The organism is Mesorhizobium sp. M1A.F.Ca.IN.022.06.1.1 (assembly GCF_003952605.1).
Lineage (GTDB): Bacteria > Pseudomonadota > Alphaproteobacteria > Rhizobiales > Rhizobiaceae > Mesorhizobium.
The window spans coordinates 1,712,408-1,728,631 of sequence record NZ_CP034455.1 but is presented as its reverse complement, the minus strand read 5'-3'; the positions used below and the strand labels follow the sequence as shown (position 1 = coordinate 1,728,631).

12 protein-coding genes and 2 pseudogenes are annotated in these 16,224 nt (G+C 64.6%); 5 read left to right on the top strand and 9 right to left on the bottom strand.

Going from position 1 to position 16,224, the window contains the following annotated elements:
* Nucleotides 1–224: 224 nt before the first annotated feature.
* Both EJ078_RS08470 and EJ078_RS08465 read right to left on the bottom strand, forming a co-directional pair.
* Nucleotides 225–1,597 (bottom strand): annotated as a pseudogene (locus EJ078_RS08470) (aspartate aminotransferase family protein).
* A 14-nt stretch (nt 1,598–1,611) separates the two neighbouring features.
* On the bottom strand, nt 1,612–2,451 hold the full coding sequence (locus tag EJ078_RS08465; RefSeq protein WP_095801047.1) for a GNAT family N-acetyltransferase: 840 nt from the start codon (nt 2,449–2,451) through the stop codon (nt 1,612–1,614).
* Nucleotides 2,452–2,771: 320 nt separating this feature from the next.
* Here EJ078_RS08465 and EJ078_RS08460 point away from each other — a divergent pair, with 320 nt between their 5' ends.
* Both EJ078_RS08460 and EJ078_RS08455 read left to right on the top strand, forming a co-directional pair.
* Nucleotides 2,772–3,440, top strand: coding sequence for a haloacid dehalogenase type II (locus EJ078_RS08460; protein ID WP_067327464.1), 669 nt, complete (start codon nt 2,772–2,774; stop codon nt 3,438–3,440).
* Nucleotides 3,441–3,456: 16 nt separating this feature from the next.
* Nucleotides 3,457–4,731 carry an FAD-binding oxidoreductase gene (locus EJ078_RS08455; protein WP_127403590.1) on the top strand — a complete coding sequence of 425 codons (1,275 nt, stop codon included), beginning with the start codon at nt 3,457–3,459 and terminating at the stop codon, nt 4,729–4,731.
* Nucleotides 4,732–4,744: 13 nt separating this feature from the next.
* On the opposite strand, the gene EJ078_RS08450 is transcribed toward EJ078_RS08455, so the two are convergent.
* From EJ078_RS08450 to argE, 6 genes are all read right to left on the bottom strand, one after another.
* Nucleotides 4,745–6,202, bottom strand: coding sequence for an NAD-dependent succinate-semialdehyde dehydrogenase (locus EJ078_RS08450; RefSeq protein WP_127214251.1), 1,458 nt, complete (start codon nt 6,200–6,202; stop codon nt 4,745–4,747).
* 18 nt (nt 6,203–6,220) lie between these two features.
* A complete protein-coding gene (locus tag EJ078_RS08445) occupies nt 6,221–7,264 on the bottom strand; it encodes a tartrate dehydrogenase (RefSeq protein WP_095825752.1) in 1,044 nt (347 codons plus the stop codon).
* 10 nt (nt 7,265–7,274) lie between these two features.
* Nucleotides 7,275–8,738: an aldehyde dehydrogenase family protein gene (locus EJ078_RS08440; protein WP_127847332.1), complete on the bottom strand. Its 1,464-nt coding sequence runs from the start codon at nt 8,736–8,738 to the stop codon at nt 7,275–7,277.
* A gap of 149 nt (nt 8,739–8,887) precedes the next feature.
* Entirely contained in the window at nt 8,888–9,241 is a 354-nt protein-coding gene (locus tag EJ078_RS08435) for a cupin domain-containing protein (RefSeq protein WP_067328000.1), read from the bottom strand.
* A 23-nt stretch (nt 9,242–9,264) separates the two neighbouring features.
* Complete coding sequence (locus EJ078_RS08430) at nt 9,265–10,188, bottom strand: glyoxylate/hydroxypyruvate reductase A (RefSeq protein ID WP_127214249.1); 924 nt, start codon at nt 10,186–10,188, stop codon at nt 9,265–9,267.
* A gap of 13 nt (nt 10,189–10,201) precedes the next feature.
* Nucleotides 10,202–11,326, bottom strand: a complete 1,125-nt coding sequence (gene argE / locus EJ078_RS08425) for an acetylornithine deacetylase (protein ID WP_095801041.1) — start codon at nt 11,324–11,326, stop codon at nt 10,202–10,204.
* A gap of 250 nt (nt 11,327–11,576) precedes the next feature.
* Between argE and EJ078_RS08420 the strand changes: the two are divergent.
* A pseudogene (locus tag EJ078_RS08420) lies at nt 11,577–12,478 on the top strand (GNAT family N-acetyltransferase).
* 52 nt (nt 12,479–12,530) lie between these two features.
* On the opposite strand, the gene EJ078_RS08415 reads toward EJ078_RS08420, so the two are convergent.
* Nucleotides 12,531–13,424 (bottom strand): LysR substrate-binding domain-containing protein, encoded by an 894-nt coding sequence (locus EJ078_RS08415; protein ID WP_095801130.1) that lies wholly within the window; start codon nt 13,422–13,424, stop codon nt 12,531–12,533.
* 167 nt (nt 13,425–13,591) lie between these two features.
* On the opposite strand from EJ078_RS08415, the gene EJ078_RS08410 reads away from it, so the two are divergent.
* Entirely contained in the window at nt 13,592–14,992 is a 1,401-nt protein-coding gene (locus EJ078_RS08410; RefSeq protein WP_095801040.1) for an MmgE/PrpD family protein, read from the top strand.
* A complete protein-coding gene (locus EJ078_RS08405; protein ID WP_127217458.1) occupies nt 14,982–16,223 on the top strand; it encodes an FAD-dependent oxidoreductase in 1,242 nt (413 codons plus the stop codon). The genes EJ078_RS08410 and EJ078_RS08405 overlap by 11 nt, the downstream gene beginning before the upstream one ends.
* The last annotated feature ends 1 nt before the right edge of the window (nt 16,224 follow it).

Below are 16,224 nucleotides of genomic sequence, written 5' to 3'. Positions count from 1 at the left end.
TGCGCGCGGCCGAATTACTGATGCTGAACAGAACAAAATTCCGTGCTGTCCGGGGCGTCGGCCTTTTTCAAAAGCCCGGAAATCCGGGCTTTCTGGCCTTGTCTTAAAAAGCAGTCTGGCACTTCCCCCGCGCTGGATTCGCCGAAAAGGCGCGAGGTAGCGGCACAAAATTGCGAAATCGTCTGCCGCGGCGATATTTCGAGATGCGAAAAATGCGTCGCCCTTCATGCAAGCGCCCGGCGGACATCGGCGTCGTCCAGCGTCTGGTCCAGCGTCCGGCGCGTGCGCTCGATGATCGCATCGATGTCGCCGTCGGTGCAGCAGAGCGGTGGGGCGTAGCCGAGAACCCCATGCGCGAAGGCGCGGATGATCAGGCCGTTGTCCCACGCCCTGTCGAAGACGCGCCGCGCCGGCATGGCCGAGGCCGGAAGCGGCGTTTTCTTCTTTTTGTCGACCACCAGCTCGATGGCGGCAAGCATGCCGCGACCCCGCACATCGCCGACCAATGGATGGTCGCTCAAGGCAGACAAGCCCGCCATCAAGCGCGCGCCGGCCCTGGCGCCGTTCTCCAGAAGGCCTTCCTCATAGAGCTTCAGCACCTCGAGCGCGACGGCGGCGCTGACCGGATGGGCGGAATAGGTGTAGCCGTGGCCGACCGCCGAGGCGCCTGCGCCATCGGCGATGACGTTATAGACATGATCGGCCATGAAGACAGCGCCCATTGGCACATAGCCCGAGGTCAGGCCCTTCGCGGTGGTCATGAAGTCGGGAACGATATCCTCCTCCGTGCAGGCAAACAGGGGCCGGTGCGGCCGAAACCGGTGATCACCTCGTCGGCGATGAAGAGGATGCCGTATTCACGGCAGAGCTCGCGCATCGCCTTGATCCAGCCTTTCGGCGGGACGATAACGCCACCCGAGCCCTGGATCGGCTCGGCGTAGAAGGCGGCGACCCGCTCCGGCCCGACCTCCTCGATCTTCGCCTTCAGCGCGGCGAGCGATGCGGCGATGATCGCGTTCGGGTCATCGCCAACCGGATTGCGATAGGGATAGGGCGAGGGGATCTTGTGCTGCCATTCGAACGGAATGCCGAAACCGGCATGAAAGGCGGGCAGGGCGGTCAGGCCCGCGCCGACCACCGACGATCCGTGATAACCCTGCTCAATGGAAATAAACTGGTCGCGTTCAGGCTCGCCTCTGGCATTCCAGTAGTAGCGGACGAACCGGATCGTGCTGTCGACCGCGTCCGATCCCCCGAGAGTGAAATAGACGTGATTGAGATCCCCGGGCGCCCGGTCGGCCAGCTCCGAGGCGAGCCGGATGGCGGGCTCCGAGCCGAGATCGAAATAGGCGGTGGCGTAGGGCAACTCGCGCATCTGCCGGGCCGCCGCCTCGACGATGCTGTCGTGACCATAGCCGGCATTGACGCACCACAGTCCGGCGAAGCCGTCGAGAAGTTGCCGGCCGGACGCATCGGTCACGGTAGCACCCTTCGCCGATTTCAGCACCCGCACGCCGAGCGCCTCATGGCCGCGATATGAGGCGACCGGATGGATGAGATGGGCGCGGTCGAGTTCGATCAGGGAATTGGCGAGCATTGTTGTCCTCCGGACTATCCGAGCGCCTGGTTGGCGAGGGCGTAAACTTTTGGCCTGGCCTGTTCGGCCCCATTCTTGGCCGGACGGTCCATAGCGACGCCGCCGCCGACATGAGCGAGGCCGATTTCTCCGAGCCAGCCGGCGATGCCGGTCCTGCTTTCGGTATCCACGCGCAGGAAAGCGCCAGGGCGAGACGCGGCGAAAAAGCTGATCAGGGCCTTGGCGTCGTCTGCATTTCCGGCGATGACGGGGCCGATCACCTCGCCGCGTCCGAACGGGCGGATTGCGGCATAGGCCGCGATGACGCCACTGCGGCGGATGACGGCGAATTCACCCCGCTCGGCCAGCGCATCGATCAAAGCTTCACGGTCGGCGCCGTAGGCGTCACGGTCCAGGGCCTTGATTTCCGGCAGATGGTGCGCGCCCGCGGCTTCCACACCGTCGGAAGCCTCAAGCGCTGCCACCTGGCCCTGATGCTGAAGAATCGTGCCCGAGGGCACGAAGCCAAGCTTCTCATAAAGAGGCATGCCGTCGGTCGTGGCGACGAGCCGCAGCGGACGGTCGCCGGCAAGGGCGAAGGCCTGTTCCATGAGCCGGCGCCCGAGCCCTTTGCCTCGCGCGTTCCTGTCGACGATCACCATGTTGATCATGGCGCAATCGGCGCCGTAAGGCGTTACCAGGATTGTCCCGGCGACCCGGCCCTGGTCGTCGAGCGCAACCGCGCCGCTCGAAAGCTGCAGCGCCATCTGCCAATCCTGCGGGCGATGCGGCCAATTCTCCTGCCGAGATAGCGCGACTGCACCCTCGATATGATCCGGCCCGAAGTCCTGGAGTTCGATCTCGCCTTGCTGCATGACGCACCTTTCAGTCTGACCCCAAGTCTCGATCATCGGTGCGCCGCAGATCGTCTGAAGGTCTCGACTTCGGCGGTATCATTCGCCGTTGCTGAGGGCGTGCGCCGCATCTTGTGCTGGCCCCTATGGAACTGGATGCGTTTAGCGCCTCGACCGGCGGCATCCTTCGACGCTCAAGATGCTACAGCGTGCCAAACGGAACCGCGGATACGGAACTTTCTGCTTTCGGCAGGCGCTTTTCGGTCAGGTAGGTCGCTTCCTGCCGGCCTATGATGAAAGACGTCCCAACGCGGATGTGCTTCCACCGGAGATCGACGGATATGGCTTCTTTCAGGCCCAAATACATCACCTTCGACTGCTACGGCACGTTGACCAATTTCCAGATGGCGGAGGCGGCGCGTGACCTCTATGGCAGCCGACTCGACGAGCCGCGCATGCAGGCGTTCATCAAGAACTTCGCGGCTTACCGGCTCGACGAGATCCTGGGCGACTGGAAGCCCTATGCCGACGTCGTCCACAACGCGCTCGAGCGCGCCTGCAAGCGCAACGGCGTTGCCTTCAGCCCGGACGACGCCACGATGGTCTATGAGCGTGTCCCGACCTGGGGACCCCACGCGGACGTTCCAGCTGGCCTGGCGAAGGTTGCCAAGGAAATTCCGCTGGTCATCCTCTCCAACGCCATGAACGCGCAGATCATGTCCAATGTCGAGAAGCTCGGCGCGCCATTCCATGCCGTCTACACGGCCGAACAGGCGCAGGCCTACAAGCCACGCTTCAAGGCTTTCGAATACATGTTCGATAGGCTGGGCTGTGGTCCGGAGGATGTTCTTCACTGCTCGTCCTCCTTCCGCTACGACCTGATGTCGGCGCATGATCTCGGGATCAAGAACAAGGTCTGGGTCAATCGCGGCCACGAGCCGGCCAACCCCTATTACGGCTATGTCGAGATCGCCGACATTTCCGGTCTTCCGGGCGTGGTCGGGCTTTGAAACTGACGGATTGCAAATGAAGCTGGTCTCCTACTGGCACGACACCGCTCCAGTTTTTTCCGGCGGGGCGCAAGGCCCGGTCGAGGGACACTACGACGCCGCCATCATCGGCGGCGGCTTCACCGGCCTCGCCGCCGCCCGCCAACTGGCGAAGGCCGGCGCCAAGGTGGCGGTGCTGGAAGCAGAGCGGGTCGGCTGGGGTGCGTCGGGACGCAATGGCGGGCACCTGAACAACGGCCTCGCCCACAGCTATCTTTCGGCCAAGGCGGAACTCGGCAAGGAGCGCGCGATCGCGCTCTACCGGGCGCTGGACGATTCCGTCGACACGATCGAGGCGCTGGTCGCCGAGGAGGGTATCGACTGCAACTTCCGCCGCTCCGGCAAGCTGAAGCTCGCCTCCAAGCCGCAGCATTTCGAAGCGATCGCCCGTAACTTCGAGGCCGTCCATGCCGAGGTGGATCCGGATACGGCGCTGCTGTCGCCGAACGATCTCAAATCCGAGATCGGCTCGCCCTTCCATGGCGCGATGCTGTCGAAGAAGAGCGCCATGATGCATATGGGCCGCTACGTGGCCGGGCTGGCGACGGCCGCGGTTCGCCATGGCGCCGTCATCCACGAGAATGCGGCGGTGACGGATCATAGGCAGTCGGGCACGCGGCATCAGCTGACCACCTCCCGCGGCCGCATCAGCGCCGACAATGTGCTGGTGGCGACCGGCGCCTACACCACGCCGAATTTCGGCTATTTTCGCCGCAGGATCATTTCCGTCGGCAGCTTCATCATCGCCACGCGACCGCTGAGCGACGCCGAGATCGCCGGGACCATGCCCGGCAACCGGACATGCGTGACCTCGATGAACATCGGCAACTACTTCCGGCTTGCGCCGGACAAGCGCCTGATCTTTGGTGGCCGCGCACGCTTCTCGGCGACATCGGACCAGCGCTCCGATGCCAAGAGCGGACAGATATTGCGGGCAAGCCTCGCGGCGATCTTCCCGCAGCTCGCCAGGGTCGAGATCGATTATTGCTGGGGCGGGCTGGTCGACATGACCAAGGACCGCTTCCCGCGGGCCGGCTATCATGACGGGGTCTGGTACGCGATGGGCTATTCCGGCCACGGCGCGCAGCTTTCCACCCATCTGGGGATGATCATGGCCGATGCCATGCTTGGTCGCGCGGACCGCAATCCGATGAAGGGGCTCGAGTGGCCCGCCATTCCCGGCTATTCCGGCAAGCCCTGGTTCCTGCCGATGGTCGGTCTCTACTACAAGGCGCTCGACCGGATCCAGTGATCGGGGCTGGGGTTTAACCCAGCCCGCCCATGTGGAAGCTCTTCAGTTCCAGATATTCCTCGATGCCGGCCTGCGCGCCCTCGCGCCCGAGGCCGGACTGCTTGACGCCGCCGAAGGGGGCTATCTCCATCGAAACCGAGCCGGTGTTCAGACCCACCATGCCGAACTCCAGCGCCTCGCCGACGCGCCAGGCGCGCTTCAGGTTCTCGGTGTAAAAGTAGGAGGCAAGCCCGTAAGGTGTGCCGTTGGCAAGCGCGACCGCTTCCTCTTCCGTCTCGAAACGGAAAAGCGGTGCGACCGGACCGAAAGTCTCCTCGCTGGCGAGTTCCATTTCGTTTGTCGCACCGGCCAGCACCAGCGGGGCGACATATTGAGGACCCTCCGGCAGCACCGGCTTCTCGGTGACGATCGTCGCGCCTTTGGCAAGCGCGTCCTCGACGTGCCGATTGATTTTCTCGACCGCCGCCATGTTGATCATTGGGCCGATGGCGACACCGGGCTGCGTGCCCGGTCCCACCGTCAACGCATTGACGCGGGCGCTGAGCTTGGCGGAGAAGGCGTCATAGACTCCGGCCTGGACGAGAATGCGGTTGGCGCACACGCAGGTCTGGCCGCCATTGCGGAACTTCGACGCCAGCGCCCCCTCGACGGCGAGGTCGAGGTCGGCGTCGTCGAAGACGATGAAGGGCGCGTTGCCGCCGAGCTCGAGGCTGAGCCTTTTCACGCTGTCGGCCGCTCCGCGCATCAGCAGCGAGCCGACCCTGGTCGAACCGGTGAAGGAGATCTTGCGCACGGTCTCATTCGCCATGATCTCGTTGCCGATCTCGGCCGGCATGCCGGTGACGATGTTGATGACGCCGGCGGGAATACCCGCGCGTTCGGCGAGCACGCCGAGCGCCAACGCCGAATAGGGCGTGAACTCGGAGGGCTTGATCACCACCGTGCAGCCGGCGGCCAGCGCCGGCGCAACCTTGCGGGTGATCATCGCATTGGGAAAGTTCCAAGGCGTGATGATGCCGCACACGCCGACGGATTCCTTCAGGACGATGATGCGGCGGTCTGATGTAGGCGAGGGGATGGTGTGGCCATTGATCCGGCGCGCCTCCTCGGCGAACCATTTGACGAAGGACGCTCCGTAGCGGATCTCGCCTTTGGCCTCGTCCAGCGGCTTGCCCTGTTCCGTGGTCAGGATCAGTGCGAGATCGTCCAGATGCTTAAGCATCAGACCATGCCAGGCCTCCAGCATGGCGGCGCGTTCGGCGTGGGTCTTCTTTTTCCAATCCCGATAGGCGGAAGCCGCGGCCTCTATGGCCGCGCGGGCCTCCGGGCCGGCCATGTCGGGCACTGTGCCGATCGATATCTGTGTTGCCGGATCGATCACATCGACCGTTCTGCCGGAACCTGCCGCGACCCATCTGCCGCCGATCAGACCGGCCTCGCGGAAGAGAGTTTTGTCTTTCAGGCTTTTCATCGAAAACGACCTCGCAAATCAGGTGAGCGCCGCGACAACGGCGGATGTGATGGCGTCCGTACGATCTTTGCCGGCCGTGGTTCCCACCCCTCGCGCCGTTGTCGCTTCGATCGCGTTCATGACGCGGCCGGCTGCGTCCTTTTCGCCCAGATGTTCAAGCATCATTGCGCCCGACCATATGGCGGCGATCGGGTTGGCGATGCCGAGGTGGGCGATGTCGGGCGCGGAGCCGTGCACCGGCTCGAACATGGACGGCGCCGAGCGGTCGGGGTTGATGTTGGCGGAAGCTGCGTAGCCGAGCCCGCCCTGGATCGCCGCGCCGATATCCGTCAGTATGTCGCCGAAGAGATTGGAAGCGACGACCACGTCGAGGCTCTGCGGATCCATGATCATGCGCGCAGCGAGTGCGTCGACATGATAGCTGGTCACGTCGACGTCCGGATAGTCGGCGGCCAGCTTTCGCGTGATCTCGTCCCAGAACACCATCGAATATTTCTGCGCGTTGGACTTGGTGACGGAAGCCAGCCTGCCGCGCCGCGCCCGTGCCTGCTCGAAGCCGAAGCGCAGGATGCGCTCGACCCCGGCCCGGGTGAAGATCGAGGTTTCCACCGCGACCTCGTCCAGCGTGCCTTGATGCACACGTCCGCCGGCGCCGGAATATTCGCCTTCGGTGTTTTCGCGGATGCACAGAATATCGAAGCTCTCGGCTCGCAGCGGCCCCCTCACACCCGGCAGCAGCCGGTGCGGCCGGATGTTGGCGTATTGCACGAATGCCTTGCGGATCGGCAGCAAAAGTCCATGGAGCGAGACGGAATCCGGCACCTCCGTCGGCCATCCGACGGCCCCGAGCAGGATGGCGTCGAAGCGGCGCAAGGTCTCGATGCCGTCCTCGGGCATCATGCGGCCGGTTTCCTTGAAGAAACGACAGGACCATGGCAACTCGGTTCCGGTCAGGGCAAAGCCGGAGTGCTTGGCCACGGTTTCCAGCACCGTCCAGGCGGCGGCGGTCACATCGCGACCGATGCCATCACCGGGGATCAGGGCGATCGAGTGGGTCTTCATTGGCATCTCTTCACAGGCTGATCAGGACACTCTTGGTCCTGCGGTTGGCGAGATAGGCCTCGCGGCCAAGGTCCTTGCCGATGCCGGAGCGCTTATAGCCGCCGGTCGGCAGAATGTGGTCGCGCGAGCGGCTGTAGCGGTTGACCCACACGGTGCCCGCTTCCAGCTTGCGCGCGAGACGGATCGTGCGAGACAGATCCGCGGTGAACAGGCCGGAAGCCAGTCCGTAGGTCGGATGGCTGGACAGCGCGAGCGCCTCGTCTTCGGTCTCGAAGGTCTGGACCGTTAGGACCGGGCCGAAGATTTCCTCGACGATCGCCGGATTGGCCTGGTCGACATTGGCGATCAGCGTCGGCTCGTAGAAATAGCCGGGGCTGTCCATAAAGGTGCCGCCCGTCAGGCATTCGCCGCCGCCCTCGAGCGCGGCCCGCACGATGGCGTCGACACGCCCCCGCTGCCGTTCCGAGATGATCGGCGAATACTGCGTGGTCTCGTCCCAGGTCGGGCCGGGCTTCACCGCCTTCACTCGCTCAAGGATGGCCGCCGTCAGGCTGTCGGCCACACTCTTCTCGACGATCAGGCGCGTGCCGGCCACGCAGGCCTGGCCGGCATTGAAGGTGACGCTGCCGGCGATTGCTGCCGCCGCCTTGTCGAGATCGGCATCGGCAAAGACGAGCTGCGGGCTCTTGCCGCCGAGCTCCAGCGTCATCGGCCTGATGCCGGTGCGGGCGACGTTCTCCATGATCGCCGAGCCGGCGCGGGTTGAACCGGTGAAGCTGACCTTGGCGATCTCGGGATGGCCGGTCAACGCCGTGCCGGTCGTGGGGCCGTCGCCGAGCACCACGTTGACAAGTCCTGCCGGCAGGCCGGCTCTGACGGCGAGCTGCGCCAAATAGACGGTCGAGAACGGCGTCATTTCGGACGGCTTTAGCACGACTGCATTGCCCGCGGCCAACGCCGGACCGAGCTTCCAGCCGGCCATCGAGATCGGAAAATTCCAGGGCGTGATCGCGGCTACGACGCCATAGGGTTCGCTCATGATCATGCCGAAACTGGCGTCGTCGGTCGGCGCGAGTTCGCTGCCTTCCTTATCGGCGAACTCGGCAAAGAAGCGGATCTGCTCGGCGGTCACGGCGATGTCGCCGGCGGCGAGCTGGCCGACGGGCCGGGTCGAGGACAGTGCCTCGATCCTGGCGAGCGTTTCGGCTTCCGCTTCCATCAAATCGGCCCAGGCGTGGAGCGCCCTGGTGCGCTCGCGCGGCCGGACGCCGCCCCAGTTGCTGGCTTTCAGCGCCGCCTTGGCACTTTCCACCGCCCGGTCCACCAAGTCCGCACCGGCCACGGGGCAAGCGGCATAGGACTTGCCATCGGACGGACGGCGCATTTCGATCGCACCCCCGGCCGAAATCAGCTCTCCATCGATGAAGTGGCCGACGGGAAGCGAGATTGTATCGGGATCGAAGCTCAGGCTCATGGGCAACCACTCGGCAGCATCGGCCTCAGCCTAGCCCGTGCCGACACGCAGCATGCGCTGTTCGGCGATCCGCCGCCGACGAATGTTGCGTGCTGGGGACAAGAGACGGCAAAATCTTCCGCGGCGGTCAGGGCCTGCGCGGGCGCTCGCTAGCCCACTGTGACGTAGATCTTGCGCACGGTCTCGATGGTCTTCCAAACACCCGTGAAGCCCGGCTTCATGACGAAGCTGTCGCCGGCCCGGTAGGTCACCGTTTCGCCGGCGTCGGGCGTGATTTCGACCACGCCGGCGAGGATATGGCAGAACTCGAAGGTTTCCCCCTTGATCGAGCGCGTTTCGCCGGGCGTGGCCTCCCAGACGCCGGTATGGACAAGGTCGTCCTTGGCCACGTCCTGCGCCCAGGTTTTGAAGGCGGGATTGCCGGCAATGAGCCGCTCCGGCAGCGCGGTCGATTCGCGGGGCGAAAAGCTCGGGTTGATATCGATGGACTTGAGCAGGGACAAAGGATGGCCTTTCCAGTTGAGTTTCAATAACCGCGCGACCGGTCGACGAGCCCGATGGGATCGAGCCCGGCGCGATGGCGCTTGATGTTGTCGATGACGGCCTGGGCGGCGGTCGCGGGTTGGGTCACGCTGGCTATGTGCGGAGTGAGGATGATCTTCGGATGCGACCAGAACGGATGTCCCGCGGGCAGCGGTTCGGGATCGGTCACGTCGATCATCGCCGACGACAAATGGCCGCTATCGAGCGCGGCGACAAGCGCTTCGTGATCGAGCTGCGGGCCTCGACCCGTATGAACGAGAGCCGCCCCGTCAGGCAGTTTCGCGAACAGGCCGGCGTTCAGAAATCCGCGCGTCTCCTCGGTCAGTGGCAGCAGGCAGATCAGTATGTCACTGGCCGCCAGCATCTGCTCCAGCCAAAGCTCGCCATGATAACAGGTCACCCCTTCAAGCCGCCGCGGGGAGCGGCTCCATCCGGAGAGCTGGAAGCCGAAAGGTTTCAGCCGGTCGAGGACGGCTTGGCCAAGCTGTCCGAGGCCGAGCACGCCGATCCGGCGCGACGCGGCTTGAGGCTGAGGGATGTCGCGCCATTCTCCGGCGCGCTGCTGCGCCAGATAGGCCGGCAAGTTGCGGTGGAGCGCAAGCACGGCGAGCGTCACATACTCCTGCATCATGCGCACGATGCCCTCCTCGACCATGCGCACGATCTTCACCGGCGCGGGCACCGCGTCGAAGCGGAACTGATCGACGCCGGCGCCGATGGAGAACAGGATTTCGAGGTTGGTGTAGCGGTCGAGGTTCTCCGGCACCGTCCAGGTGATCAGGTAGCGCACTGCGTCGGGATCGACCGTAGCGGCATCGATCGTGAAGGGGAGGTCCGGCAACTCCTTAGCGAAGGCCTCGGCGAAGATCGCGCCACGCCGCGCGTCGGAATTGAAGAGGAATGTCATTCCGGCTGCTCCTTCAGGCCGCGCATCGCGCGCCCAGCGCCTCGATCATCTGCTGGCAGGCGGCGAGCTCGCTGGCGAGAATATATTCGTCCGGCTTGTGGGCGCGCCCGATATCGCCGGGGCCGCAGATGATCGCATCGAGCCCGGAGCCTTGGTAAAGCCCGGCCTCCGTCCCGTAGCTGACGGCGGCTAAAGGCGCTTCGCCGGTCAATTCGCGCAGCAGTCCCGCCAGAGCCGAGTCTTGCGGCAGCGACAGCGCCGGATAGGCGCTAATCGGCTTCCATTCAACAACATAGCCTTGAGCGGCAAGAGCTTCAGCCCGCGCCTTGACCGGGGTGAGCAAGCCAGCCGGTTCGATGCCCGGTATTGCGCGCGCCTCCAGGTCGAGCGTGCAGCTGTCGGGGATGATGTTGACCGACTGGCCGCCTGCGATCACACCGGCCTGCAGCGAGGAATAGGCCGGCTCGAAGGTTGGGTCGGACGGGCCATGCATCAGCCGCTCCGCTTCACTCACGGCGGCGCTCAGCACATCGGACATGCCATGGATGGCGTTAAGCCCAAGATCCGGTCGCGAGGAGTGGCCGGAGCGGCCGCTGATGATTACGCGGGCGGCCGCCTTGCCCTTGTGGCCGCGCACGGCGCGCATGCCGCTCGGCTCGCCGACGATGACGCCGAGCGGCTTGGCGCAAAGCTCGGGCAGCCCGGCGATCAAATGCGGCACGCCCCGGCACCCGATCTCCTCGTCATAGGAGAAGGCGAGGTGGATCGGTCTGGCGAGGCGCAGCCGCACAAGCGCAGGCACGGCGGCGAGCGCGGCGGCGAGAAACCCCTTCATGTCGGTGGTGCCGCGTCCGTAGAGCCGTTCGCTCTCCCGGCGCAGCGAAAAAGGGGCCGAACTCCATTGCGGCTCGCCGGCGGGGACGACGTCCATATGGCCGGATAGGATGTAGCCCGGAACCTCGGCCGGGCCGATGGTGGCGAAAAGATTGAAACGGTCGCCCTCTGGCCCTGGGAGCAGGCTGACCTTCGCGCCTTGTTCGGTGAGATGAGCCTCGATCCAGCCGGCAATGTCGCCGTTCGGCTTGCCGGCGACCGACGGAAAGGCGACGAGACGGTCGAGGATGTCGAAGACGTCCATTCCAGCCCTCAAGGCGTTAGGGTTCGCCGGCATCGATGCCGCATGCTGGCGAATTTCCGCAGAGGATGGGTGCGTTCCCACGCGATTGCATGCCGAAAGCGGAAGTGTTTCAGTTGAATCTTGCGTTGGTGCACGGCTTTCGAGCAAATCCTGTGGGGTTTGCTTGTCTAGCGTTGGCGGGCACGGGGCAGCGGTCTGCTCGCCCGTTGATTTTTGAGGGTTCTTTATTTTTGAGGGTTCTTTCAGGGCCATGGAAGTGAAGCCGTCCGAGAGCTTGAAAATCGATGCCTTCTCCATGCGTATCGGCGACGTCCAAGATGTCGACCTGGAGAGGTTGCACGCGCTCTCCCTGTCGGTGGGATGGCCGCATCGCGCCGAGGATTGGCAATTCCTGCGTGAATCGGGCCAAGGCTTCGTGGCGCTCGATGAGATCGGCCGGGCTCTCGGTTCGGCCATGTGGTTCCCGCACGGCGCCAATTTCGCCACCTTGGGGATGGTCATCACCTCGCCGCGGCTTCAGACGCAGGGGGCGGCGCAATGGCTGATGAAGCGGATCTTCGACAGGATCCCGGGCGCGATCTGCGCCTCAATGCAACCCGTGCTGCGCGGCGGCTTTATCTCTCCCTCGATTTCCAGCCGGAGAAGACCGTCTATCAATGCCAGGGCATCGCCCGCGTGCCGACAGCGGGCCGGCCGACGGAGGCGCACGGTAGCGTCCGGACGTTGGACGCGGGCGATGTTGCGGCAGCGATCGCGCTGGACGCGGCGGGATTTGGCGTGAGGCGCACAGCGCTCGTTGAAAAGCTCTTCGGGCAATCGGCCGGCTATGGGCTTTTCGACGGGAACAAGCTGACCGCTTTTGCCCTCTGCCGACCGTTCGGACGGGGCCATGTCATAGGGCCGGTGGTGGCGGGAAGCGACCCCGACGCCCTGGCGGTCGTCAGGCCGCACGTGGCCGACCATTCGGGATATTTCCTCAGGATCGACACGCACATGGACAATGGCGAGTTCGCCGCCTTCCTGTCGCACAGCGGAATGCCGGTCTTCGACACGGTGCTGACCATGTCGAAGGGCAAATGCCTCGCCGATTTTTCCGACGGCGGCTCGGCTAGGCCGAAGACCTATGCCTTAGCAAGTCAGACCCTCGGGTAGTTGTTTTCGGATTGCTTCCTTCCCCCGGACGGATGGTTGCCGAGCCGTCAGCCTAAACGGCTTCTACATGGGCGTTGGCTCGTTCCATGATCCACCCTCTGACGGTCCTCACCACGCTGCCTTTCGAGAGCTGGCTCTCCGAAAGATAATAGGTCCATGGACTGGCGGCTCGCACGGGGAAAGGCTCCACCAGAAGCCCGCGGCTGATATAGGTTCTCGCCAGCGAATATTGCGTGGCGACGCAGCCCGCGCCCATTGCCGCCAGTTCCAGCGCAATGTTCGAGGCGTTCGTGGTGATGCCTTTCTCATAATCCGAAATGTCGATCTGCAGCGCGTCGCCCATGCATTGCCAATATTCTTGGCGGCCATGCACGAAGATCCAGTCGACGTTGAGGATATCGCGCGGCGAGCGCAGCCCTTTCGGGCCGGACAGCAGGCCGGGTGCGCAGAGGATGGCGAGCTGGTCGTTCCACAGCGGAACGCCACTCGGCGGGCGGTCGTCGAAGCGGCGGGTCGAGATGGTGATGTCGGCGATCTGCTCGCTGAGGTCTTCCCAGATCGTGCCGTGCAGAACGACCTCGATCTCCGGATGGATTTGCCGGAACGCCGCCATGCAGCCGGCCAGCCAGTTTTCGGCCAGGCTCATTGGGCAGGAGATGACGACCGTCCTGTTGCGCGAGGAGGCGACGATCGCCTCCGTGGCGTGATCGATCTGGTCGAGCGCCTGCCGCAGCGTAGGCAGGAAGGCCTCGCCCATTTCGGTCAGCTTCAGGCTGCGCGGATAGCGCACGAAGAGCTGCCGGCCAAGATAGTGTTCCAGCCCCCGCACATGATTGCTGACCGCCGCCTGGGTGTAGCCGAGCTCGCTGGCAGCGAGGGTGAAGCTGAGATGCCGCGCCGAACACTCGAACGAGCGGATATAGTTCAGTGGGGGTGGCGGCTTCATGCGATCGCTCCTTGGCGAAGCGAAAACTAGACCGGCTTCGTTGGCCTCCGCAATCGCCTTGACCCCGATTTTTTTGTGCGATGGCGCCAAACTAATTACGTGCCTGGCCCATGAGACCAAATTATTCGTAGTTATCTTGGAGCGATCGGGACGCGAAAGGTGGCGCCATGGACCAGCGGACGGCGGAAGGTGAGTCTGCTTCCACCGTATTTGCCCGTGTTGCCGACTTCGTGCTGCGCAGGTCGGCCGGCGCGTTCCCGCGCGACGTTCTGAAATCGGCAGCCCTCCAGTTCCTCGACACGATGGGCATTGCCATCGCCGCCGGCCCGATGCAGGCCGGACAAATCGCGCGCGATGCCGCGGTTATGCTCTACGGTTCCGGCGCCGACCGGCACGCGGCGAGGATGATCTTCGACGGCAGGCGCGCCAGCATGGCCGGCGCCGCCTTCGCGGCGGCGACCCAGACCGACAATCTCGACGGCCATGACGGTTACCCGCCGACCAAGGGGCACATCGGCGTGGCGGTTATCCCGGCGCTGCTTGCGCTCGCAGAAGAAAAGCCTGAGTTGACCGGCCCCGAGGCGCTGGCCGCGATCGTCGTCGGCTATGAGATCGCGGGGCGGGCCGGCATTGCGCTGCACGCAACCGTCTCCGATTATCACACCTCCGGCGCGTGGAATTCTCTTGGCGTGGCGGCGGTCGCGGCCCGCCTGCTTTCGCTTGACGACGATCAACTGCGCCATGCTTTCGGCATCGCCGAGTATCACGGACCGCGCAGCCAGATGATGCGCGAGATCGCAACGCCGACCATGCTGCATGACGGCTCAGGCATGGGGGCGCTGGTCGGCCTGTCGGCCGCCGTGCTTGCCGAAGCCGGTTTCGCCGGCGCGCCGGCGATCACGGTCGAGGCGCCGGAGGTCGCGGCACATTGGGATGACCTCGGCCTGTTCTGGCAGATGACCCGGCAATACATAAAACCGTATCCGGTCTGCCGCTGGGCCCACGCGGCGATCGACGCGACGCGCGCGCTTTGCCTGCAGCATGGGCTTCGGCCGGAAGACATACGCAAAGTCCATGTCAACAGCTTCCACTATGCGGCGACGCTGTTTGCCGGCATGCCGGACACGACATCAAAGGCGCAGTACAGCCTGCCCTTCGCCGTGGCCACGATGATCCACTATGGTCGAATCGGCGTGGAGCACATTTCGGGCTCGGGTCTGCGCGATGCCGCCGTCGCGGATTTGCTGAAGCGCGTCGAGGTGAACGAGGCGGCGAAGCACAGCGACCGTTTCCCCGCCGGGCGCTGGGCCGACGTGCAGATCGAGACGGTTGACGGCCGGCAGCTGGAGTCCGGAGATGTCCACGCACGCGGCGGCCCCGAAGCCCCGTTCAGCGAAGACGATATCGTCGCCAAGTACATCGAGTTTGCGTCGCCCGTTCTCGGCTCGACCAGGGCCGCCGCGATCCGGGACGGTATTCTCGGCCTGACCGACGCCGACCACCGGTTTTCCGAGGTGACCGCTCTGGTCTACGATCCTCCTGGCGGCCAGGGCAGCCATGCCGCTTAGGCTTCTCAAATACGGGCTTAGCCGCGACTATCCGGTGACGGGCGACATTCCTGCGACGCCTGAGCTGAAGCCGTCCTATGACGTGGTCATCGTCGGTGGCGGCGGGCATGGCTTGGCCTGCGCGCATTATCTGTCGAAATACCATGGTATCGCCAGCATCGCGGTGCTCGAAAAAGGCTATCTGGCCGGCGGCAATACCGCACGCAACACCACGACGATCCGCTCCAATTACATCACCCAGGAAGGCGTCGCCTTCTACAAGGAAGGCGTTTCGCTCTTCGAAGCGCTGTCGCAGGAACTCGACTTCAACGTCATGTTCTCGCAGCGCGGCCAGCTGACGCTCGCACACACGGAAGCGACGCTGCGCGCCTTCCATCTGCGCGCCGAGATGGGCAAGCATATGGGCACGCGCACCGAGGTGATCGACGCAAAAGAGGTCGAGAAGCTGGTGCCCGAACTCAACATGGATCGCGACGGTGCGCTCGAGATCCTCGGCGGCCTCTGGCATGCCGATGCCGGCACGGCCCGCCACGATGCGGTTGCCTGGGGCTTCGCGGCGCAGGCCTCGCGCCGGGGCGCCGAAATCCACCAGCGCACCGAAGTTCAAGGTTTTGAGGTCGAGAACGGCCAGGTGCGCGCTGTGGTGACGAACCGCGGACGGGTCGCCTGCGGCTCCGTGCTCATCGCCGCCGGCGGCATGAACTACGATGTTGCGATGATGGCCGGCGTGGAACTGCCGATCCGCTGCTACCCCTTGCAGGCAATGGTGACGCAGCCGCTGAAGCCCTGGCTGCACACGCTGGTCTCGTCCGTATCGCTGCACACCTATCTGGTGCAATCCTCGCGCGGCGAGATCGTCATCGGTGGCGGCTCGGATCCGTACCAGCTCTATTCGACCCGCTCGACGCTGGACATGAAGGAGCATCTGGCGGAAGGCGCCGTGCATCTCTTTCCCTTCCTGCAAGGTGTGCGGGTGCTGCGGCAATGGGCCGGCATCACCGACATGACGCCGGACTACAGCCCGATCATGGGCGCCAGCCCTCTCGCCAATCTGTGGCTCGATTGCGGCTGGGGCACCTGGGGCTTCAAGGCGACTGCGGTCGCCGGCAAGCGCATGGCGGAAACCATCGCCAGGGGTCGGGTTCCCGACCTGCTGAAGCCGTTTGCGCTGGAGCGCTTCGAGAAGTTCCGACTGCTCAATGAAATGGGCGCCACGGCGGCGAGCCACTGAC

What these genes read in the sequence shown, in the direction of transcription:
- EJ078_RS08440 (WP_127847332.1), bottom strand. Translation starts at nt 8,738, where the DNA reads ATGAGCCTGAGCTTCGATCCCGATACAATCTCGCTTCCCGTCGGCCAC.
- EJ078_RS08405 (WP_127217458.1), top strand. Translation starts at nt 14,982, where the DNA reads ATGCCGCTTAGGCTTCTCAAATACGGGCTTAGCCGCGACTATCCGGTG.
- EJ078_RS08415 (WP_095801130.1), bottom strand. Translation starts at nt 13,424, where the DNA reads ATGAAGCCGCCACCCCCACTGAACTATATCCGCTCGTTCGAGTGTTCG.
- EJ078_RS08460 (WP_067327464.1), top strand. Translation starts at nt 2,772, where the DNA reads ATGGCTTCTTTCAGGCCCAAATACATCACCTTCGACTGCTACGGCACG.
- argE (WP_095801041.1), bottom strand. Translation starts at nt 11,326, where the DNA reads ATGGACGTCTTCGACATCCTCGACCGTCTCGTCGCCTTTCCGTCGGTC.
- EJ078_RS08465 (WP_095801047.1), bottom strand. Translation starts at nt 2,451, where the DNA reads ATGCAGCAAGGCGAGATCGAACTCCAGGACTTCGGGCCGGATCATATC.
- EJ078_RS08455 (WP_127403590.1), top strand. Translation starts at nt 3,457, where the DNA reads ATGAAGCTGGTCTCCTACTGGCACGACACCGCTCCAGTTTTTTCCGGC.
- EJ078_RS08410 (WP_095801040.1), top strand. Translation starts at nt 13,592, where the DNA reads ATGGACCAGCGGACGGCGGAAGGTGAGTCTGCTTCCACCGTATTTGCC.
- EJ078_RS08450 (WP_127214251.1), bottom strand. Translation starts at nt 6,202, where the DNA reads ATGAAAAGCCTGAAAGACAAAACTCTCTTCCGCGAGGCCGGTCTGATC.
- EJ078_RS08445 (WP_095825752.1), bottom strand. Translation starts at nt 7,264, where the DNA reads ATGAAGACCCACTCGATCGCCCTGATCCCCGGTGATGGCATCGGTCGC.
- EJ078_RS08430 (WP_127214249.1), bottom strand. Translation starts at nt 10,188, where the DNA reads ATGACATTCCTCTTCAATTCCGACGCGCGGCGTGGCGCGATCTTCGCC.